This is a genomic window from Micromonospora sp. NPDC023633 (assembly GCF_040640035.1).
GTDB lineage: Bacteria > Actinomycetota > Actinomycetes > Mycobacteriales > Micromonosporaceae > Micromonospora.
This window is the reverse complement of the sequence record NZ_JBFABB010000125.1, coordinates 1-19,499: the sequence shown is the minus strand read 5'-3', so window position 1 is coordinate 19,499 and position 19,499 is coordinate 1. Positions and strand designations below refer to the sequence as shown.

Here is a 19,499-nt window from a genome sequence, read left to right as displayed (position 1 = left end):
CTGGCCCACTCGGGCCGGCCGCACGGGCTGCCGGCGCGCCGGGCCGTTCAGCGGGGCGTCGAGGCCGGCCGGCGGGTGCTGGCCGCGTGCAGGACGATCAGGCCCAGCGCGAGCACGACCAGCGCCGGCCCGAGCAGCTCGACCGAGGTGTTGCCGAGCAGCACCCCGATCCCGGCCGGCACCAGCGCGCCGCCCAGCCCGGCCGCGGCGATCTGCAGCCCGATGGTCCGGTCCGCGTGCGCCGCACCCACCCGCTCGGCGGTGGTGAGGGTGAGCAGCGGGAAGACCGGGGCGGCGGCGAAGCCGACGACGAACAGCCCGGCCACGGCGACCCACGCCGGCGCGGGGAGCGCGATCAGGACCGCGCCGACCGCCATCCCGACCAGGCTGCCCCGCAGCACCACCGCCGCTCCCAGCCGCTCGGCCACCACGCCCTGCACCACGCGCCCGACGAACAGGCTCCCCCAGTAGCCCGAGACGCAGACGCCGGCGACGGCCGCGCCGAGGCCGCGTCCCTCGGTCAGCAGCAGGAACGCCCAGAGCCCGGCGGCCACCTCGATGGCCACGTAGACGGCGAAGGCGGACGCGCCCAGCCAGACCGCCGGCAGGCGCAGCGTCTCGCGTACCCGCGTGACGGCCGGTGGGGCGACGGCCGTCTCCCCACCCGCCGACCCGGCGGGCCCGCGGGCCGGGGCGCGGTCCCGCCACGCGCGGACGGTCAGCGCGAAGGCGGCGGCCAGCGCGAGCTGGGCCCCCGCCACCAGGCCGTAGCCCCAGCGCCAGGAGAGCCCGGCGCTGAGCGCACCGGTCATGATCAGCGGTCCGAGCGCCACGCCGAGACCGAAGAACGCGTGCATCCAGTTCATGTGCCGGGGGCCGAAGGCGCCCGCCGCGTACGCGTTCAGGCCGGAGTCGATCGCCCCGGAGCCCAGGCCGAGCACCAGCGCGCAGCCCACCATCAGGGCGAGCCCGGGGGTCAGCGCGTAGCCGGTGAGCGCGAGGCTGGCCAGCAGCGTGCTGCCGGCGAGCAGCCAGCCGACGCCGAGCCGGGCCAGCGTGAAGCCGGCCAGCACGCTGGAGGTCAAATAGCCGGCGGTGCCCGCGGTGAGCACGAGGCCGACGGCCTCGGTGGGCACGCCGAAGTCGGCCCGGATCGAGGGCCAGCCCACCCCGATCAGGCCGTCGGGCAGGCCGAGACTGACGAAGGCGAGGTAGGCCAGCAGGAGCAGCGACGCACGGGGCGGGGCGGTGGACACGGAGGACCATCCTGCCCCCCGTCGACGGCGGCGCCACCCGGCCTCCCCCGGTGGGACGAAGATTACGGTCCGGACGGGCAGGGAAACGGACAGCTCATCCAGAATCGGCCGTTCGGCTGACGGCAAGCCCCGGGTCGCGAGCAAGACTTTCGGGATGCATCAGGGCTCCGGCATCCTCTCCACGCGTCAGCGCCGCCTGGCATGGCTCGGCTTCCTCCTCGCCGCGCTCCAGGCTCCCGTCTCCGCCAAGCTGGTCTCGGACGACTCCTGGTTGTTCAGCCTCTGCGTCGCGCTGATGGTGGCGACCGTGATCATCGCCGACGACGCGGCCCGGCGCCGCCCGGCGGACGCCCGCTCGACGGACTGACGCGGCAGCCGGCGCCGCCGCCCCTCGCCGCGCCGCCGCCCCGCGGGGGCGCGGGGTGGCTAGCCCTCGCCGTCGGGGCGCGCCTCGTGTCCGGGGCGGCCCCGGCTGCGCCGCCGCTCCTTCATCTCCGCCTCGTAGAGGTGCCGGCGACCGCCGACCAGTTCCTCCCGGGCGGCCCGGTCGAGGTCCCGGAAGAGGGCGTAGTAGCCGTCGTCGAAGTCCTCGACGATCTGGAACGTCCACCGTCCGGCGATGACGTTGCGGCCCAGCAGGTCGGTGCCGATGCGGTCGGCGATCCGGTCGTGCCCGGCGGCGCGGAACATCTCCACGGCGTCGTCGAGCATCAGGTCGGCGTGCCCCACCAGCTGGTGCAGCGAGTAGAGGTGGCCGCGCACCCGCTCGACGCACTCCAGCGCCTCGCTGAGCTTGCCGAGCGCCGCCACCGTCTCGTCGCTGACCCCGGCTGGCCTGCGGTGCCGCTCGTCCGGCCCGTCCTCGTGTCGTCCCATCCGTTCCTCCAGATGTCGGCTGTGCCCGTCCGGGCGGTTCTCCTCCTGCCCCGCCCGCGTCGGGTCAATCCCCGCGCCGCCCGCTGACCGTTCGGGGGAGGGTCAAAAACCCGCCGAGTGGCCGAGGTCGACCCCGGGATCGGCCGGATAGCCTCGGTCACCATGCGTGTGCCGTTCACCCGGGTCGAGGCCCGTTCCGCCGCCAGCTCGGCGCGAGCCACCCTCGCCCTCCTGTCCGCCTCCGTCGGCGCCGAGGGGCTGGCCGCCGCCGCCGCGCGTCCGGGCCTGCTCGCCCTGGTCGACCAGCACGCCGCGGCGGTGCGGGAGAGCCTGGACGGCGACCGCCGGCCACTGAGCGCCGCCGCGCTCGCCGGCTACGCCGAGGGCGTCCGCGCCGCCGCGCTGGAGCACGGCTGGCAGCCGCCGGCGGCGCCGGTGGACTGGTCCGCGCCGGACTGGCTGCTCACCCGGCTGCTCGCGGTCTGCGCGCTGACCCGCTCGCTCGGGGCCCCGGCGACCGCCCCGCTCCCGCTGGTCTGACCGTACGGTCCGGCGCGGGGGACCGAACTTCCGCCGGACACGCCGGAGGGGCGCCCGCACGTCCGCGGACACCCCTCCCGTCCTGGCTCACGGCCCGGTCAACGGCGGAACTGCTGGGTCTCGTCGCCCACGTTCCCCGACTGGTAGGTGCCGCGCCCGCCGGCCGTCGTCGCCCCCTGCCCGCGGGGCATGACCTCGGTGCGCTCGGCCGCCGTCCGGTCGGCCATCTGCCGGCCGACGTCGCTCTGGCCGGCTTCCCGGGCCCGGCGGTGCTCCTGCACCGCCCGCGACTCCTCGGCCATCCGGTTCAGCCAGCCTTCCCAGCGGTTCTGCATCGGCCTCACCAGGCCACCGCCGACACCGATGATCAGGATGCCGGCCACGGTGGCAAGCACCGCGATCAGCACCGGCGTCGTCACCGTGGTGGCGATGCCCACCTGGTTCAGCGCGGCGATCACACCCAGCGCGAGGATGAAGACCGCCACCAGGTCGGCGAGGATCTTGCCGTACGCGAGCCCGCCCAGCGCCCCGGTGACCAGATCCCGCACGGCGTTGGCGATCGCGGCGGCCACGACGACGATGACGATCGCCACGAAGGCGCGTGGCAGCCAGGCGACCACGCCGCTGATCAGGTCACTGATCGCGTTGGGTCCCCACACCCCGAAGGCGAACTGCAGGGTGAACAGCAGCACGGCGTAGTACGCCAGCTTCGCCAGGATGTCGCTGGCGTCGTACTTGGTGCGTTCCAGCGCGCGCTTGATGCCGCCCCGTTCCACCGCCCTGTCGAATCCGACCCGTTCCAGCGCCGTGTCGACGATCTTGAGCACGGCTCTGGCGATGAGCCATCCGACCACGAGGATCGCGATGAACGCGATGGCCCGCGGTATGAACAGCAGCACCGACCTCCACATGTCGGCCACGGCGTCGCCGATGTCGACCTGCCTGACCGCGAGGCTTTCCGGCATGATGTCCCTCCTGTCGCATGGACTGCGCCGCGCGCTTACCCGGTCACCGACGCGGCACGCCGTCCCGGTCCCCGAGTTTTTCCCGACATGTCGCCGCAGAACTGCACTGACCTGCCCGAACGTTCGGCCCCGGCGACGCGCGGGGCATGATCGGAAACAGGCGACGGACCCTCCCGCTAGGCTGCGGTCATGCCAGGAACGGTCGGACGGGTCCCGAACCCACCAGCCCCGGTCTCGGGCACCCCCTCCGCATCGGGCATGGCGGCCACCGTCCTGCGTCACGACTGGGGCGGCACCCCGCTCGGCCCGTGGCCGGCGTGGGATCCGGCGGTCCGGGCCGCCACCGAAATGCTCCTCGCCTCGCCCGTACCGATGGCCCTGACCCTGGGCGACGACCACCTGCTCGTCTACAACGACGCGTACGCGGAGCTGATCGGCGACCGGCACCCCGACGCGGTGGGCCGGCCGGCGGCCGAGGTGTTCGCGGAGTCCTGGCCGCTGCCCGGCGTCGGCGACGCCATCGAGCACACCTACCGCTCCGGGGAGCCGTTCCTGGAGAAGGAGACCACCCTCCCGCTGCACCGCCGTCCCGGCCTGGTCGAGCAGTCGGTCTTCACCCGGGGCTACTCCCCCGTGCGCGACGGCGCCGGGCGGATCGTCGGCGTGCTGACCGTGGCCGCGGAGACCACCCAGGTCACCCAGCAGTTGCAGAGCCTCAGCGACTTCGCGGCGGCGCTCGCCGGCACCCTCACCCTGGACGACGTGGCCCGGGTCGCCCTGCGCTACGCGATCACCGCGTTCGACGCCGACCGGGTCTCGTTCGCCGTCGACGAGGGCGGCGGCGGCTGGCGGATGGTCCGGCGCATCCGCGGCGAGCTGATGGACGAGGCCGACGAGCGCCTTCCCCCGCTGTGGCGGCGCATCCCGCCGGACTGGCAGGGGCCGGTGGTGACCGCCGCCCGCAGCGGCGTGCCGCACTTCGTCGACGACGGCCAGCCGCTGCGGGAGATCGCGGTGGACCGGCACGACCAGAAGGTCCGCGCGCTCGCGGCGGTGCCGCTGCGGGCCTCGGTGGTGCGCGGCGGCCTGACGGTCGGCTACCAGGTCCCGCACGTCTGGTCGGCCGCCCGGCGCGCGCTGCTGGCCGCCTCGGCCGAGCTGGTCGGTCAGGCCGCCGAGCGGGCCCGCCGGTTCGAGACCCAGCACGGCACCGCCCAGCTGCTGCAACGCAGCATGCTGCCGGAGCACCTGCCCGACCTGCCCCGGATGCGGATCGCCGCCCGCTACGACCCGGGCGTCGACGGCAACGCCGCCGGCGGGGACTTCTACGACGCCTTCCTGCTGCCCGACGGCGGCCTGGGCATCGTGCTCGGCGACGTCGCCGGCCACGACGTGCAGGCGGCGGCCCGGATGGGTCAGGTCCGCGCCGCGCTGCGGGCGCTGGCGCTGACCGACCCCCGCCCGGACGCGGTGCTGGCCGGGCTCGACCGGCTGGTCACCAGCCTGGGTGCCGAGGGCGACACGCACGAGCTCTTCGTGACGGTGGTCTTCGGCGTCGTCGACGCCGACCGGCAGCGGCTCACCCTGGCCAGCGCCGGTCACCCCGCCCCGCTGATCCGCCGGTGCGCCCCGGACGGCGACCCGGTCGCCGAGTACCTCGACGTGCCCGCGGGCGCCCCGCTGGGCCTGGGCTGCCGGCCGCCCACCGTCACGGTGCGTTTCGCCCCCGGCGACACGCTGCTGCTGTTCAGCGACGGCGTGGTGGAGCGGCGCTGGCAGGACCTGACGGCCGGCCTGGACGCCCTCGCCGCCGCCGTCGCCGGGGCGGGCAGCGGCGACCCCCGCGCGTTGTGCGCGGTGGCCACCGCGGCGGTGCCCGGCGCCACCGAGGACGACGTCGCGGTGCTGGCGGTGGAGCACGCGCTGCGCCCGTCCCGGTCGACGGGCATGGAGGTGCCGGCCGAGCCGACCGCGCCGAGCCGGGTGCGGCACTGGATGACCGCGCAGCTCACGGAGTGGCAGGTGCCCGAGTCGATCATCGGCGCGGCGGTGCTCTGCACCAGCGAGTTGACCACCAACGCCCTGCTGCACGCCGGCACCGCCGCCCGGGTGGAGATCGACCTCAGCCCGGAGCGGCTGCTGGTGTCGGTGGCCGACTCGGGCACCCGGGGCACGGTGACCCGCGCGCAGACCGACACGCTCAGCAGCCGGGGTCGGGGGCTCGGGCTCATCGAGGAGCTGAGCGACGCCTGGGGGACGGACCCGACCGTACGCGGCTCGACGGTCTGGTTCGAGATCCTGATCCCGCAGGGGTGAGCGGGAGCGTCAGCCCGGGCGGGACGGGGTAGGAGGACGACATGCCCACAGACAAGCCCGCCGGTGTCCTCTTCGACGTGGACGGGACCCTGGTCGACACCACCTATCTGCACACCGTGAGCTGGTGGGAGGCGCTGCGACAGACCGACCGGCCCGTGCCCATGGCGACGATCCACCACGCCATCGGGATGGGCTCGGACAAGCTGCTCGACCACCTGCTCGGCCCGGAGCGCGACCGGAGCGCCGACCAGCAGCTGCGCGACGCCCACGACACCCTCTTCGCCGAGTACTGGGAGCGGCTGGTTCCGCTGCCCCGCGCCGCCGACCTGCTGCGGGCCTGCGCCGAGCGGGGGCTGCGGGTGGTGCTGGCCACCTCCGCCGCCGAGCACGAGGTGGCCGCGCTGCGCCGGGCGCTGGCCGCCGACGACGTCATCCACACCGTCACCTGCTCGGCGGACGCGCGGGAGAGCAAGCCGGCGCCGGACATCCTGGTGGCCGCGCTGGAGCAGTCCGGGCTCGCCGCCGAACGCGTGGTCTTCGTCGGCGACTCGGTGTGGGACGTCGCCGCCGCCGGCGAGCTGGACATCCCGTGCGTCGGGCTGACCTGCGGCGGCACCAGCCGGGGCGAGCTGGCCGGGGCCGGCGCGGTGGCCGTCTACGAGGACCCCGCCGCGCTGCTCGCCACCCTCGACGACTCGCCGGTCACCACCAGGGTGAGGTGACCCGCGCCGGTTCCGTCGCCCGGGACAGGAATACGAGAAGTCTTCCGGGGGCAAGGACTTGCACCACCTGCCCGCACGCCGTGGGCGAGGCGGAGAGGTGGGGTCGTGGAGCCGGTAGACGTGGCGTTCGCGGTGGTCGGTCTGGGCGCGCTGCTGGCGGGGATCCTGCCCCGGGTGCTCGAACGCCGGCCGCTGTCCATGCCGATCGCCTTCCTCGGGCTGGGGATGCTGGTCTTCCTCCTCCCCGTCGGGCTGCCGAACCCTGATCCGCTCGCGTACCCGGAGATCGCCACCCACCTCACCGAGATCGGCGTCATCGTCGCGCTGATGGGTGCCGGGCTGAAGATCGACCGGCCGTTGAGCTGGGCCCGCTGGTCGTCGACCTGGCGGCTGCTGGCCATCGCCATGCCGCTGTGCATCGCGGCGGTGGCGCTGCTCGGGTGGTGGTGGGCCGGGCTGGTGCCGGCCGCCGCGCTGCTGCTCGGGGCGGCCCTCGCCCCGACCGATCCGGTACTCGCCGCCGACGTGCAGGTCGGCGAGCCCACCGACGTCGAGGACTCCGAGGACGAGGTCCGCTTCGCCCTCACCTCCGAGGCCGGGCTGAACGACGGGCTGGCCTTCCCCTTCGTGTACGCGGCCATCGCCATCGCCACCACCAGCCTGGCCCCCGGCGACTGGCTGGGCCGCTGGCTCGGCGTGGACGTGCTCTGGAAGGTCGCGGCCGGGGTGGCGGGCGGGTGGGCCATCGGCTGGCTGCTCGGCAAGCTCTTCTTCCGGGCCCCGGACAAGCTGCGGCTGGCCCGGCACTCCGAGGGCTTCCTCGCGCTGGCCGCGACCTTCCTGGCGTACGGGCTGGTGGAGCTCGTCAGCGGGTACGGCTTCCTGGCGGTCTTCGTGGCCGCGCGGGCGATCCGGGCCGCCGAACGCACCCACGAGTTCCACTCCGTGCTGCACGGCTTCGCCGAGCAGGTCGAGCGGCTGCTCACCGTACTGCTGCTGCTGCTCTTCGGCGGCGCCGTGGTGGGTGGCCTGCTGGGACCGCTGACCTGGCCGGCCGCCGCGGTCGGACTGGCGCTGGTCTTCGTGGTCCGCCCGCTGGTCGGCTGGCTGTCGCTGCGGGGGGCGCCCGGGAGGGCGGCCGAGCACTGGGTGATCGCCCTGTTCGGCATCCGGGGCGTCGGCTCGTTCTTCTACGTCGCGTACGCGACCGCGAAGACCGACTTTCCCCAGGCGGACCTGATCTGGGCGACCGTCGGCCTCGTGGTGATCGTCTCGGTGGTGGTGCACGGCATCGCGGCGACCCCGGTGATGCAGTTGCTGGACCGGGCGGGGGAACGCACCTCCGACCCGTCCGAACGCCGCCGCGCCGGCGAGCCGGTCACCGCCGGAGGCTGACCGCTCGGCCCGCCGGGGTGCGCGGGACCCTTCCTCACCCCCCGCCGAGGCGGGCGACGAGGGCACGGCCGAGGTCGCGGCCGGAGCGCCAGGCGCTCTGCACCCGGGGCTTGCCGAAGGCGTCGCCGGCCAGCCCGACGCCGTCGGCGTCGAGGTGGTACGTCCCGTCCGGGCCGGCGGTCGGCTTCGCGTAGGTCCAGCGGTGCACGTGCACGTGTTCCGCCCGTTCGGGCAGCCCCAGCAGGTCCCGGACGGCCTCCTCGATCGCCGGACCGGCGCCGGTGGGCTGGGCGAGGTGGCCGGCGGCGAACTCGGGCGTGGTGTGGGCGACCAGCACCGGCGCGTCGTCGCCGCGGCGGTCGCCGTCGTCGCAGACGAGGTTCAGCAGCGGATGGTCGTTGACGAAGGCGCCCCGGAAGGTGGCCCACCGGCGGGCCGGGAAGCGCAGCACCCCGGCCAGGGACGGCGACCAGCGCTGGGCCTGCGTGGCCCGCGTGGCGGCGGCCAGGGCCGGGTCGAGCAGCAGGGCCGCCTGCGGCCCCGGCATGGCGAGCGCCACCGCCTCGCAGGGGCGCCCGTCCACCACCGGCCCCGGCTCGACGCCGAGCACGAGCCGGTCCACGGTCACCGGCAGCTCCCGGGCCAGGTGCTCCACCAGCGACCGCAGCCCCCGGGGCGCCGCCCAGCGCATCGGGCCGGGCACCTCGCGCCGGCCGTCGGCGCCGTACGCGACGAAGGTGTCGGTCCACTCGCGGGCCAGGCCGGCCGACCGCCATTTCTCGGCGACCTCGGCGAAGTCCGGATCGCTGACCGTGAGGTACGCGGCGCCGGTGTCGGCCGGGCGGCCGTCGAACCGGCGGCTGGCCATCCGGCCGCCGGGCACCCGGGCGCGCTCCCGGATCTCCACCGGGATGCCGGCGCGGGCCAGTTCCGTCGCGCACGCCACCCCGGCGATGCCCGCGCCGACCACCACCACACCCGCCCGGTCCTCCGCACCCACCCGATGATCGTATGCGCGCCCGCGTCGCCAGGACGGCGCAGACGCGCGCGGGCGCACGACGCGCCGGAGAGCCGCATGGATCGGTGCCGCGCGGGGTATTGGCACGTCTGTTCGAAGGAAGGTGGAGACCATGACGGACCGCACCAGCAGCCAGGCCAACCCGCAGGGCGCCATCAAGGACCCGGACGAGTGGGTCACCGGCGAGGAGCCGCCGACCGCCGCCCAGGAGTCCTACCTGGCGACCCTGGCCCGGGAGGCCGGCGAGGAACCGCCGGAGGGCCTGACCAAGGCCGAGGCCTCGAAGCGGATCGACCAGCTCCAGGAGGAGACCGGCCGCGGTCAGTGACCGGCCGGGCGGCGCGGCGGCAGGCGGTGCAGCTCGACCTCGTCGAGCCGCCCCGCCGCCACCCGCGCCGTCAGGTACGTGGCGTGCGGCTGGGCCCGGCGGTCGGTGGGCGAGCCCGGGTTGAGCAGCCGCAGGCCGCCCGGGGCGACCGTGTCCCAGGGGATGTGCGAGTGACCGAAGACCAGCACGTCGGCGTCGGGGAAGCGGGCCGCGCAGCGGCTCTCCCGCCCGACCTTCGGGCCGGTCTCGTGCACGACGGCGACCCGCAGCCCGTCGAGTTCCACGCGGGCGACCTCCGGCAGCCGGGCGCGCAGCGCCGGCCCGTCGTTGTTGCCGTACACCCCGACGAGGCGGCGGGCCCGGGCGGCCAAAGCGTCCAGCAGCGCCTCGTCGACCCAGTCTCCCGCGTGCAGCACGACGTCGGCGGCGTCGACCGCCGCCCAGAGCGGCTCCGGCAGGTCCCTGGCCCGCTTCGGCACGTGGGTGTCGGCGGTGATCACCAGGCGCATCCCGCCATTCTCCCCGCAGACCACGCCCCGCGACCGGCGCGCCGGGCCGGAAAGTCGCGGGGTCGCGACGCGGGCCCTTCACATCGTCGCCGTCAGCACGTAGTTTGACGGCGATGCATGGGAGCGCTTCCAGCGGCGCTCCTCGATGAATGGGAGATCCCGTGAGAAGCAGACCCCCACTCGCCGCGGCGGGCGCCGCCGCGGCGGCGCTCACCGTCGCCGCCACCGTCGCCGTCGGCATCGTCCGCGCTCCCGCCGCCGTCGCCGCCGACTCGGCGTTCTACGTCGACCCGGCCACGGCCGCCGCGGCCTGGGTCGCCGCCAACCCCGGCGACCCCCGGGCCGCCGTCATCTCCGAGCGCATCGCGCGCGTCCCCCAGGGCCGCTGGTTCACCCGGACCAACACCTCGACGGTACGGTCCGAGGTCGACGCCCTCGTCGGAGCGGCGGCGGCCGCCGGCAAGGTGCCGATCCTGGTCGTCTACAACATCCCGAACCGGGACTGCAGCGGGGCGAGCGGCGGCGGCGCGCCCGACCACGCCACCTACCGGCAGTGGGTCGACCAGGTCGCGGCCGGCCTGGCCGGGCGGCCGGCGACCATCGTCCTGGAACCGGACGTGCTGCCGCTGATGACCAGCTGCCAGAACGCCGCCCAGCAGGCCGAGACGAAGGCCTCCATGGCGTACGCCGGCAAGAAGCTCAAGGCGGGCTCGGCCGCCGCGAAGGTCTACTTCGACACCGGGCACTCCGCGTGGCTCTCCCCCGGCGAGGCCGCCTCCCGGCTGCTCGGCGCGGACATCGCCAACAGCGCGGACGGCATCTCGCTCAACGTCTCCAACTACCGGCGCACCGCCGACGAGGTCGCCTACGCCAAGGCCGTGATCGCGGCGACCGGGGTGCCCCGGCTCAAGGCGGTCGTCGACACCAGCCGCAACGGCAACGGCCCGGCCGGCTCCGAGTGGTGCGACCCCGCCGGGCGGGCCATCGGCACCCCGAGCACCACCGCCACCGGCGACCCGACGATCGACGCCTACCTCTGGGTGAAGCTGCCCGGCGAGGCCGACGGCTGCATCGCGCCGGCCGGCCAGTTCGTGCCGCAGCGGGCGTACGACCTGGCCCTGGCCGCCGGCCCGGCGCCCACCACCGCGCCGCCGACCACCGCGCCGCCCACGACGCCCCCGGCCACCACTCCCCCGCCGACCGGCGGCTGCGCGGTGTCGTACACCCCGAACTCGTGGTCCGGCGGCTTCACCGCCGAACTGCGGGTGACCAACCACGGCGCCGCGCTCACCGGCTGGACCGTCACGTTCGCCCCCGGCGCCGGGGTCCGGCTCACCAACGGCTGGAACGGCGACTGGACCCAGTCCGGCGATCGGATCACCGTCCGCAACGCCACGTGGAACGCCAGCCTGCCCACGGGCGGCACGGTCTCGCTCGGCTTCCAGGGCACCTGGCCGGGCGGCGCCCTGCCCACCCCGACCGGCTTCACGCTCAACGGCACCGCCTGCTCCTGACCCGCCCCACCCACCCGCCCCACCCCACCCGGCCCCCACCCCCGCCCCGACGCGTCGATCATGCAGTTGTGGTGCCTGTTGTGACCGCATGAGCGGCTTATGCGGACCACCGCAACTGCATGATCGGCCGTGGTGGGGGCGGGGAGGGAGAGGGAGGGGGAGGGAGGGGGTGTCCGGCCGCGGGGGTCGCGTTATCGGGCGACGGCGGCGGGAACGCAGGCGGTCGACGAAGGAGGAACTCATGACCACACCGTCGAGTCCCACCTCGGCATGGCGGCCCGGGATGCCGGGCGGCGACACCCTCCCGTCCGGTCCCGCCGGCCGGCCGACCGCCCCCGGCCACGACGGGCACGGCCCGGAAACCGGTCCGCCCACCGTGACGATCGGGTCGTACCCGGACTATCCGTCCGCCCAGCGGGTCGTCGACCACCTGGCCGACAACCGGTTCCCGGTCGAGCACAGCGCCATCGTCGGCACGAACCTCACGCTGGTGGAGACCGTGCTCGGGCGGATGACGACCGGGCGGGCGGCCCTGGCGGGCGCCGGCACGGGCGCCTGGTTCGGACTCTTCATCGGGCTGCTGTTCGGCATCTTCACCGCCGGCAACTGGATCGCGGTGATCCTGGTCGGGCTGCTCGTCGGCGCGATCTGGGGAGCGGTGTTCGGCGCGGTCGCGCACGCGATGACCGGCGGCCGGCGCGACTTCACCTCGGCCAGCTCGCTGCGCGCCGGGCAGTACGCGGTGATCGTCGACGCGCAGTTCGCCGAGCAGGCCCGTCAGCTGCTCGGCCGGATGCACATGACGGCTTCGCCGCCCGCCCGTTGAGGGCCCGCCGGGGCGCCCGCCGGCCGGATCCGCCCGGCCCCGTCGGGCCGGCAGCGGCGGGCGTCCGCGCCGGCGGGTCAGCGGTCGGTGGCGGGGCGGACGCGCCCACGGGCGTCATTCAAAGCTGTACGACTGCCTCGTAGGCGCGAGTGACCGAGCTCACGGGGCAGTAGTTAAATTTTGAAAGACTGCTATTGTCGTGGCGTGACCGAGAGCCTGGACAGTGCCCGCCTCGCCGCCTGGCGCGCCTACATCGAGGCGAGCCAGCGGCTCTACACGCGGCTCGAGGACGACCTGCGCGCCGACAGCGCGCTCACCTTCCCCGACTACCACGTGCTCGTCCTGCTCTCCGAGGCGCCGGGCCAGCGGCTGCGGATGGGCGAGCTGGCGAGCCGCCTGGTCTTCTCGCCGAGCCGGCTGACGTACCAGATCTCCACGATGCAGCGGCGCGGCCTGGTGGCCCGGGAGTCCTGTCCGGACGACCGCCGCGGCAGCGAGGCCGTACTCACCGCCGCCGGGCTGCTGGCCCTGCGCGAGGCCGCCCCCCACCACCTGCGGTCGGTGCGGGCCCACCTGATGGACGACCTCGACGACGCCGAGGTCGCCTGCCTCACCCGGATCTTCGAGCGACTCGGCCGGCGCCTGCGCGCGGACCGCGACGCGTCGACCACCCACCCCCACAGCTGAGGAGTACCCCGATGCCCGCCATCACCGTCGACAACGTGCTCGTCCTGCCCCGCCTGCCCCGGCTCGACGAGTCCACCGCGTTCCGCCCGGTCCGCCGCCTGACCACCGCGCCCAGCGGCTACGAGGGCGAGGGCTTCCCGGTCCGCCGGGCGTTCGCCGGCGTGCCGGTGACCGAGCTGGACCCGTTCATCCACCTGGACCAGATGGGCGAGGTGGACTACGCCCCGGGCGAGCCGAAGGGCACGGCCTGGCACCCGCACCGCGGCTTCGAGACGGTCACATACATGATCGACGGGATCATGGACCACCAGGACTCGCAGGGCGGCGGCGGCACGATCACCAACGGCGACACCCAGTGGATGACGGCCGCGAGCGGCCTGCTGCACATCGAGGCGCCGCCGGAGCACCTCGTGCTGAGCGGTGGGCTGTTCCACGGCACCCAGCTCTGGGTCAACCTGCCCCGGGCGGCGAAGATGAACCCGCCCCGCTACCAGGACATCCGCGGCCGGGAGGCGGCCCTGCTGACCACGCCCGACGGCGGCGCCCTGATCCGGGTGATCGCCGGCGAGATCGCCGGGCACCGGGGGCCGGGCTCCACCCACACCCCGATCACCATCACCCACGTGACCGTGCAGCCGGGCGCCCGCGTCGACCTGCCGTGGCGGCCGGACTTCAATGCCCTGGTCTACGTGCTGGGTGGGCGGGGCACGGTGGGCACCGACGGGCGGCCGGTGCACATCGGCCAGCTCGCCGTGCACGGCCCGGGCGACGCGCTGACCTTCACCGCGGACGCGAGCCAGGACGGCCACACCCCGGCGCTGGACCTCTACATCATGGGCGGCGAGCCGATCCGGGAGCCGGTGGCGCACTACGGCCCGTTCGTCATGAACACCCGCGACGAGCTGCTCCAAGCGTTCGAGGACTTCAAGGCCGGCCGGCTCGGTGTCGTCCCCGCCGAGCGGCTGCCGCACACCGACGGCCAGGCCCCCAGGCCCTGAGCCCACGCGCGGGCGGTGGGCGCCGCCGGCACTGCCGGCGGCGCCCACCGGCGCGTCGGGATGCGGCGTCAGGAGACGGCGAAGATGCCCGCCACGCCCAGGATCACCATGAGCAACACCGTCACCAGCGCACCCCGCTCACTTTCGACCGCCTGCTCGCGGTACTCGGTCACGGAGTTCGTCGTCTCGCCGGGCATGGTGTTGCCTCCTCGGTGTTCGCGTCGTGATCGGGCGGGTGTCGGGGGTCGTCCGACCGGGTCACTGGGGTGCCGGTCGGGATGCGGACCCGCGACGTGGGTCCTACCGTGAGGACGTTGTCGACCTCGGGGGGGCTGGAACGGTGGCACCACGCAACTGGTTCCTGAGCGCAGCCGAACGCGCCAACCCGGTGTCAGAGTTACCCGTTTGGACCAGTGGAAACCTTGCCGAGCCGTTAATTCACGGTGCCGCGTACTTCGACCGGCTGGTCGACGAGGTGGAGGCCCTGGAGGCCGGCGACCACCTCTTCTTCACCGACTGGCGGGGCGACCCGGACCAGCGGTTGCGGCCGGACGGCCCGACCGTGGCGCAGATCTTCGCGCGCGCCGCGCAGCGGGGCGTGGTGGTCAAGGGCCTGATCTGGCGCTCCCACCTCGACCTCCTGGCCTACAGCGAGGCGGAGAACCGCAACCTGAGCGAGACGGTCTCCGCCGCCGGCGGCGAGGTGCTGCTCGACCAGCGGGTCCGCCGGGGCGGCTCGCACCACCAGAAGCTGGTGGTGCTGCGCCACCTCCGGGCGCCGGAACGGGACGTCGCCTTCGCCGGCGGGATCGACCTGTGCCACAGCCGGCGCGACGACGCCGCGCACCGGGGCGACCCGCAGGCGGTGCAGATGTCCACCCGCTACGGGGACCACCCGCCCTGGCACGACGTGCAGCTGGCGGTGCGGGGGCCGGTGGTGGGCGCGCTGGACACCACCTTCCGGGAGCGGTGGAGCGACCCGATGCCGCTGGACTCGGAGAACCCCCTCGCGTACCTGCGGGACCGGCTGCGCGGCGCGGACCTGCGGCCCGACCCACTGCCGCCGCAGCCCGCCGACCCGCCGCCCTGCGGCCCGCACCACATCCAGGTGCTGCGCACCTACCCGGCGGTCCGGCCCCGCTACTCCTTCGCCCCCGACGGCGAACGCACGGTGGCCCGCGGCTACACCAAGGCGGTCCGGCGGGCCCGGCGGCTGATCTACCTGGAGGACCAGTACCTCTGGTCCACCGAGGTGGCCGACCTGTTCGCGCGGGCGCTGCGGGACAACCCCGACCTGCACCTGGTCGCCGTGGTCCCCCGGTATCCGGACGTGGACGGCCGGCTGGCGCTGCCGCCGAACACGGTCGGCCGCGAGCAGGCGCTGTCGCTCTGCGAGCGGGCGGCCCCGGAGCGGGTGCACGTGCTCGACGTGGAGAACCACGCCGGCACCCCGGTGTACGTGCACGCCAAGGTCTGCGTGGTCGACGACGTGTGGGCCAGCGTGGGCAGCGACAACTTCAACCGCCGGTCCTGGACGCACGACAGCGAGCTGTCCTGCGCGGTGCTGGACGACACCCGCGACGAGCGGGCGCCGACCGACCCGGCCGGCCTCGGCGACGGCGCCCGGGTCTTCGCCCGGGAGCTGCGGCTGCGGCTGTGGCGCGAGCACCTGGACCGCGACCCCCACGGCGGCGAGGACGCCGACCTGATCGACCCGGCCGACGCCGTGGCGGCGATCACCGCCGCCGCCGACGCGCTGCAACGGTGGTACGACGCCGGGCAGACCGGCCCCCGACCGCCGGGCCGGCTGCGGCCGCACCGGGCGGAACGGCTGCCCTGGTACACCCGGGCCTGGGCGCTGCCGGCGTACCGGCTGGTCTACGACCCCGACGGCCGGCCGCTGCGGGACCGCCGGGCCGGCACGTGGTGAGCGTTCAGGCGGGCACGAAGAGGGCCTCGGCCCGGCCGCGGGCGGGCACGTCCTCGACGGTGTCGGCGTCCCCGGCGTGGACCGTCAGCCCACCGGGGTAGGCGAACGAGGCGCGCGGGGAGTAGAAGCCGAAGCCGATCGTCAGCGGGTTCTCCGGGCGGAGCGCGTAGATCGGGTGCGTCGGCTCCAGGAACTCCACCGACTCGATCACGAACGGGTCGACCGGTTCGGCGACGTACGGGTAGACGGAGCTGAGCAGCTGCCCGTCCCGGAAGGTGAAGTAGCGGTGGTGTCCGCTGCTGATCGCCCGGCCCGTCTCGCCCACCTGGCAGTGGGCGCGGATCACCGGCACGCCGTCGATGTCCGTCTCGGCGACGATGTCCCCGTCGCGGCGCTCGATGCGGGTGCGGCCGATGACGGCGGGCGCGCCCCGCGCGGCGGCGTAGGCGCGGACCCGTTCGCTACAGGTCACGTAGTGCGTCCACCAGCCGCCGGGGTTGGTCCCGCCCGGCGCGTCCACCCCGGCCAGCGCCACCCCGAGGTAGGTCAGCGAGTACGCGCCGAAGCCGGAGGTCTGGCTCTCGTCGTCGACCACGTACTGGTTCATGAAGACCAGCCGGTCGGCCGACGGGCGCAGCCCGGCCGGGACCAGCGCCGCGACCGCGTCCGGGTCCGCCGGCAGCCAGCCGAATAAGAGCGTGCGGCTGTTGACGACGAGATGGGGGGCGGCGGGGTCGAGCACGGCACCTCCGGAGCGGGGCATGTTATCCGCACGCTACGGCCCGTCCCGTTGACGGGACAACGACGGAAAGCCGACATTCGACGCCGGTCATCGGGGGGACCGTGACCGCTCAGCCGGCAAGTCGGGGCCGCTCGGATGCGGCACCGTCGATGTCCGGCGGGGCCGGCTGGCCGCGCGCCCGACGTAAGTCGGCTCACAATCCGAGGCGGTTTCGCCCGATTCGCGTTTTCCGTGGCGGAAAATTACTTAAGTACATCGTACTTTCGGCTAGATTTCGTCAGACCGATCGGGCTAAGGTGACTTCCGAACGGACATCTGAACTTAAACCTGAGCGTCACGTCTTTCATCCGCGGACGAGGTGCAGGGAGGACCACCCATGACCGCGCCAACGATCAGCGAACCGGCGACCACAACAGCGCCGAGCGCCACCCAGAAGCTCGACCCGCGCGCGCTCACCGACAGCGCCGCCGATCTGCTCAACGCCATGGCCGCGCTGCCGGCCGACCACCCGTCCCGCGCCGCCCTGCGCGACCGGGCGATCGAGGCCTGGCTGCCGCTCGCCAACCACCTCGCCCACCGCTACAGCGGCCGGGGCGAGCCCACCGACGACCTGGCCCAGACCGCCGCCGTCGGCCTGATCAAGGCGATCGACAAGTTCGACCCGTCCCGCGGTGTCGACTTCGCCGGCTACGCGATCCCCACCATCATCGGTGAGCTCAAGCGGCACTTCCGCGACCGCACCTGGGACATCCGGGTCCCGCGCCGGCTCCAGGAGCTGCGGCTGGCCATCTCCGACGCCAACAGCTCGCTGTTGCAGACCCTCGGCCGTTCGCCGACGGTCGCCGACATCGCCGCCCACCTCAAGCTCACCGAGGAAGAGGTGCTGGAGGGCCTGGAGGGTGCCCGCGCCTACAACGCGGTCTCGCTCTCCACCCCGACCGGCGACGGCGACCGCGCGACCGAGCTGGGCGACATGCTCGGCGGCGAGGACGGCGAGTTCGAGCTGGCCGAGCTGCGGGTCGCCCTCGGCCCGGCACTGGCCACGCTCGACGAGCGGGAGCAGAAGATCCTCACGCTGCGGTTCTACGGCAACCTGACGCAGTCGCAGATCGCCGAGCAGATCGGCGTCTCGCAGATGCACGTCTCCCGGCTGCTGGCCCGCGCGCTGACCAAGCTGCGGGGGCAGCTCGACGGCACGTACTAGGTAGGAGTCGTTGGACGATGGCCGGGCCGGCGGGCCCGGCCATCGCCGCGTCCGGCGCGGACGCGTCACTGCTGCCGGAGTGGTTCGAGTTCTACGTCGGGCTGGAGGCGGAGGCGGCGACCCTGCGCACGTACGAGGCCGAGGCGGTGCCCGGACTGCTGCAGACCGAGGCGTACGCGCGGGAGGTCTTCCGGCGCACGGCGGGCGAGGACGGGATCGAGCGCAAGGTCGCCGCGCGGCTGCACCGGCAGAACGTGCTGCACCGCGACAATCCGGTCGAGTTGTCCGTGGTGCTCAACGAGGCGGTGCTCTGCCGCCCGGTCGGCGGCAACGCCGTGATGGCCGACCAGATGGCCCATCTCGCGAAGGTCTCTCAGTTACCGAACGTCACCCTCCAGGTACTTCCGTTCTCGGCCGGTGGGGACCCGGCGATGAACGCGCCGTACGTCGTGCTGACGTTCGCCGATGCCGCCGACGCGACCGTGGTCTACCTGGAAAACCTCACGATGGGACTGGCTCCGGAGGAGGCCGGACAGGTGCGCGGGTATAGCCTTGTACACGAGGAGCTGTACCGGATGGCACTCGGTCCGGAGGCGTCCTTGACCGCCTGACGGAAGCTTCTCGTCACTTTGCGTGACCGCTGACGCGGCACGCCGGCACAGACGGGGGTACCGCGATGACCGCGCTCGACCTGACCCGGGCCCAGTGGCGCACCAGCACCCGCAGCGTGGGCAACGGCAACTGCGTGGAGGTCGCCGCCGCCGGGGACCGGGTCGCCGTCCGGGACAGCAATGACCGGCCCGGTCCCGTGCTGGCCTTCCCGGCGTCGGCCTGGCGCGCCTTCGTCACCGGCGTCGACGGGGTACGCCCCGACTGAGCCGCTCCGAGGGCGGTGCGAGACTGGGCCGTGCTCTCGGACGTGCCCCTCGACCTGCCCGTACGGCCGGTGCTGCCGGAGCTGGTCGCCGCGCTGCGCGAAACCGGCGCCGGGGTGCTGGTCGCCCCGCCCGGGACCGGCAAGACGACCCTCGCCCCGCTGGCCGTGGCCGACGAGGTCGCCGGTCGCGTGCTGGTCGCCCAGCCGCGCCGGGTGGCCGCCCGCGCGGCGGCGCGCCGGATGGCCGCGCTGCTCGGCGAGCCGCTCGGCGAGCGGATCGGGTACGCCGTGCGCGGCGAGCGCCGCAGCGGGCCGCGAACCCGCGTCGAGGTGGTCACCACGGGGCTGCTGGTCCGACGGCTGCACCGCGATCCCGAGCTGGCCGGCACCGGCGCCGTGCTGCTCGACGAGTGCCACGAGCGACAGCTCGACGCCGACCTGGCGCTCGCGTTCACCGTGGAGGCCCGGGCCGCGCTGCGCCCCGACCTCTGGCTGCTGGCGATGTCGGCCACCCCCGAGGCGGACCGGTTCGCCGCGCTGCTCGGCGGCGCGGGCGCTCCCGCGCCGATCGTCCGGGCGTCCTCGGCCCTGCACCCGGTGACCCGGATCTGGGCGCCGCCGCCCCGGCCGGTGGCCGCGCCCGGGGCCGGCCCGGTCGACCGGGGCCTGCTCGACCACGTCGCGGCGACGGTGCGCCGGGCGCTGCGCGAGCGCGACGGGGACGTGCTGGTCTTCCTGCCCGGGGCCGGCGAGATCGGCGCCGTCGCCGGCCGGCTGGCCGACCTGCGCGACGCGG

General features: G+C 74.7%; 21 protein-coding genes and 1 pseudogene. 15 read left to right on the top strand and 7 right to left on the bottom strand.

Annotation, left to right across the window (positions count from 1 at the left end; genetic code table 11):
- Window positions 1-47 precede the first annotated feature (47 nt).
- Window positions 48-1,256, bottom strand: coding sequence for an MFS transporter (locus tag AB0G13_RS28475; RefSeq protein ID WP_357880616.1), 1,209 nt, complete (start codon window positions 1,254-1,256; stop codon window positions 48-50).
- A 154-nt stretch (window positions 1,257-1,410) separates the two neighbouring features.
- On the opposite strand from AB0G13_RS28475, the gene AB0G13_RS28470 reads away from it, so the two are divergent.
- Window positions 1,411-1,623, top strand: a complete 213-nt coding sequence (locus AB0G13_RS28470) for a hypothetical protein (RefSeq protein ID WP_121395475.1) — start codon at window positions 1,411-1,413, stop codon at window positions 1,621-1,623.
- A gap of 59 nt (window positions 1,624-1,682) precedes the next feature.
- On the opposite strand, the gene AB0G13_RS28465 is transcribed toward AB0G13_RS28470, so the two are convergent.
- Window positions 1,683-2,132, bottom strand: coding sequence for a hypothetical protein (locus AB0G13_RS28465; RefSeq protein WP_357880613.1), 450 nt, complete (start codon window positions 2,130-2,132; stop codon window positions 1,683-1,685).
- A 162-nt stretch (window positions 2,133-2,294) separates the two neighbouring features.
- Between AB0G13_RS28465 and AB0G13_RS28460 the strand changes: the two genes are divergently transcribed.
- Entirely contained in the window at window positions 2,295-2,672 is a 378-nt protein-coding gene (locus AB0G13_RS28460) for a DUF6401 family natural product biosynthesis protein (RefSeq protein WP_357880610.1), read from the top strand.
- Between the two features lie 98 nt (window positions 2,673-2,770).
- Here the strand turns inward: AB0G13_RS28460 and AB0G13_RS28455 are convergent, their stop codons facing one another.
- Window positions 2,771-3,637, bottom strand: coding sequence for a hypothetical protein (locus AB0G13_RS28455; RefSeq protein ID WP_357880607.1), 867 nt, complete (start codon window positions 3,635-3,637; stop codon window positions 2,771-2,773).
- A gap of 189 nt (window positions 3,638-3,826) precedes the next feature.
- On the opposite strand from AB0G13_RS28455, the gene AB0G13_RS28450 reads away from it, so the two are divergent.
- From AB0G13_RS28450 to AB0G13_RS28440, 3 genes are all read left to right on the top strand, one after another.
- The gene (locus tag AB0G13_RS28450; protein ID WP_357880604.1) at window positions 3,827-5,953 is read left to right on the top strand and encodes a SpoIIE family protein phosphatase; all 2,127 of its coding nucleotides are present in this window, start codon (window positions 3,827-3,829) and stop codon (window positions 5,951-5,953) included.
- 41 nt (window positions 5,954-5,994) lie between these two features.
- The gene (locus tag AB0G13_RS28445) at window positions 5,995-6,675 is read left to right on the top strand and encodes an HAD family hydrolase (protein ID WP_357880601.1); all 681 of its coding nucleotides are present in this window, start codon (window positions 5,995-5,997) and stop codon (window positions 6,673-6,675) included.
- Between the two features lie 105 nt (window positions 6,676-6,780).
- A complete protein-coding gene (locus AB0G13_RS28440; protein ID WP_357880598.1) occupies window positions 6,781-8,070 on the top strand; it encodes a cation:proton antiporter in 1,290 nt (429 codons plus the stop codon).
- A gap of 34 nt (window positions 8,071-8,104) precedes the next feature.
- Here AB0G13_RS28440 and AB0G13_RS28435 read toward each other — a convergent pair whose 3' ends face one another.
- Complete coding sequence (locus AB0G13_RS28435; protein WP_357880622.1) at window positions 8,105-9,046, bottom strand: FAD-dependent oxidoreductase; 942 nt, start codon at window positions 9,044-9,046, stop codon at window positions 8,105-8,107.
- A gap of 154 nt (window positions 9,047-9,200) precedes the next feature.
- Here AB0G13_RS28435 and AB0G13_RS28430 point away from each other — a divergent pair, with 154 nt between their 5' ends.
- Window positions 9,201-9,416, top strand: coding sequence for a DUF3072 domain-containing protein (locus AB0G13_RS28430; protein WP_089001095.1), 216 nt, complete (start codon window positions 9,201-9,203; stop codon window positions 9,414-9,416).
- Here the strand turns inward: AB0G13_RS28430 and AB0G13_RS28425 are convergent.
- Window positions 9,410-9,925 (bottom strand): YfcE family phosphodiesterase, encoded by a 516-nt coding sequence (locus AB0G13_RS28425; protein ID WP_357880595.1) that lies wholly within the window; start codon window positions 9,923-9,925, stop codon window positions 9,410-9,412. The genes AB0G13_RS28430 and AB0G13_RS28425 overlap by 7 nt on opposite strands.
- Window positions 9,926-10,086: 161 nt before the next feature.
- On the opposite strand from AB0G13_RS28425, the gene AB0G13_RS28420 reads away from it, so the two are divergent.
- The 4 genes from AB0G13_RS28420 to AB0G13_RS28405 all read left to right on the top strand — a co-directional run bounded on the left by AB0G13_RS28420 (window position 10,087) and on the right by AB0G13_RS28405 (window position 13,950).
- Entirely contained in the window at window positions 10,087-11,439 is a 1,353-nt protein-coding gene (locus AB0G13_RS28420) for a glycoside hydrolase family 6 protein (protein WP_357880592.1), read from the top strand.
- A 241-nt stretch (window positions 11,440-11,680) separates the two neighbouring features.
- A complete protein-coding gene (locus AB0G13_RS28415) occupies window positions 11,681-12,265 on the top strand; it encodes a general stress protein (RefSeq protein ID WP_357880589.1) in 585 nt (194 codons plus the stop codon).
- Window positions 12,266-12,469: 204 nt separating this feature from the next.
- Window positions 12,470-12,952, top strand: a complete 483-nt coding sequence (locus AB0G13_RS28410) for a MarR family transcriptional regulator (RefSeq protein ID WP_357880586.1) — start codon at window positions 12,470-12,472, stop codon at window positions 12,950-12,952.
- Window positions 12,953-12,963: 11 nt separating this feature from the next.
- Window positions 12,964-13,950 carry a pirin family protein gene (locus AB0G13_RS28405; RefSeq protein ID WP_357880583.1) on the top strand — a complete coding sequence of 329 codons (987 nt, stop codon included), beginning with the start codon at window positions 12,964-12,966 and terminating at the stop codon, window positions 13,948-13,950.
- 68 nt (window positions 13,951-14,018) lie between these two features.
- Here the strand turns inward: AB0G13_RS28405 and AB0G13_RS28400 are convergent, their stop codons facing one another.
- Entirely contained in the window at window positions 14,019-14,147 is a 129-nt protein-coding gene (locus AB0G13_RS28400; protein ID WP_350922745.1) for a hypothetical protein, read from the bottom strand.
- A 143-nt stretch (window positions 14,148-14,290) separates the two neighbouring features.
- Between AB0G13_RS28400 and AB0G13_RS28395 the strand changes: the two genes are divergently transcribed.
- Window positions 14,291-15,880 (top strand): phospholipase D-like domain-containing protein, encoded by a 1,590-nt coding sequence (locus AB0G13_RS28395; RefSeq protein WP_357880580.1) that lies wholly within the window; start codon window positions 14,291-14,293, stop codon window positions 15,878-15,880.
- Window positions 15,881-15,884: 4 nt separating this feature from the next.
- On the opposite strand, the gene AB0G13_RS28390 is transcribed toward AB0G13_RS28395, so the two are convergent.
- Window positions 15,885-16,643, bottom strand: coding sequence for a hypothetical protein (locus tag AB0G13_RS28390; RefSeq protein WP_357880577.1), 759 nt, complete (start codon window positions 16,641-16,643; stop codon window positions 15,885-15,887).
- 355 nt (window positions 16,644-16,998) lie between these two features.
- Here AB0G13_RS28390 and AB0G13_RS28385 point away from each other — a divergent pair, with 355 nt between their 5' ends.
- The 4 genes and pseudogenes from AB0G13_RS28385 to AB0G13_RS28370 all read left to right on the top strand — a co-directional run.
- On the top strand, window positions 16,999-17,826 hold the full coding sequence (locus tag AB0G13_RS28385) for a SigB/SigF/SigG family RNA polymerase sigma factor (RefSeq protein ID WP_357880574.1): 828 nt from the start codon (window positions 16,999-17,001) through the stop codon (window positions 17,824-17,826).
- A 68-nt stretch (window positions 17,827-17,894) separates the two neighbouring features.
- Window positions 17,895-18,463, top strand: a pseudogene (locus AB0G13_RS28380) (DUF5753 domain-containing protein); the annotation flags it as partial.
- A gap of 39 nt (window positions 18,464-18,502) precedes the next feature.
- Entirely contained in the window at window positions 18,503-18,703 is a 201-nt protein-coding gene (locus AB0G13_RS28375) for a DUF397 domain-containing protein (protein ID WP_357880571.1), read from the top strand.
- 30 nt (window positions 18,704-18,733) lie between these two features.
- On the top strand, window positions 18,734-19,499 hold a 766-nt coding region (locus AB0G13_RS28370; protein WP_357880619.1), incomplete at its 3' end, for a DEAD/DEAH box helicase.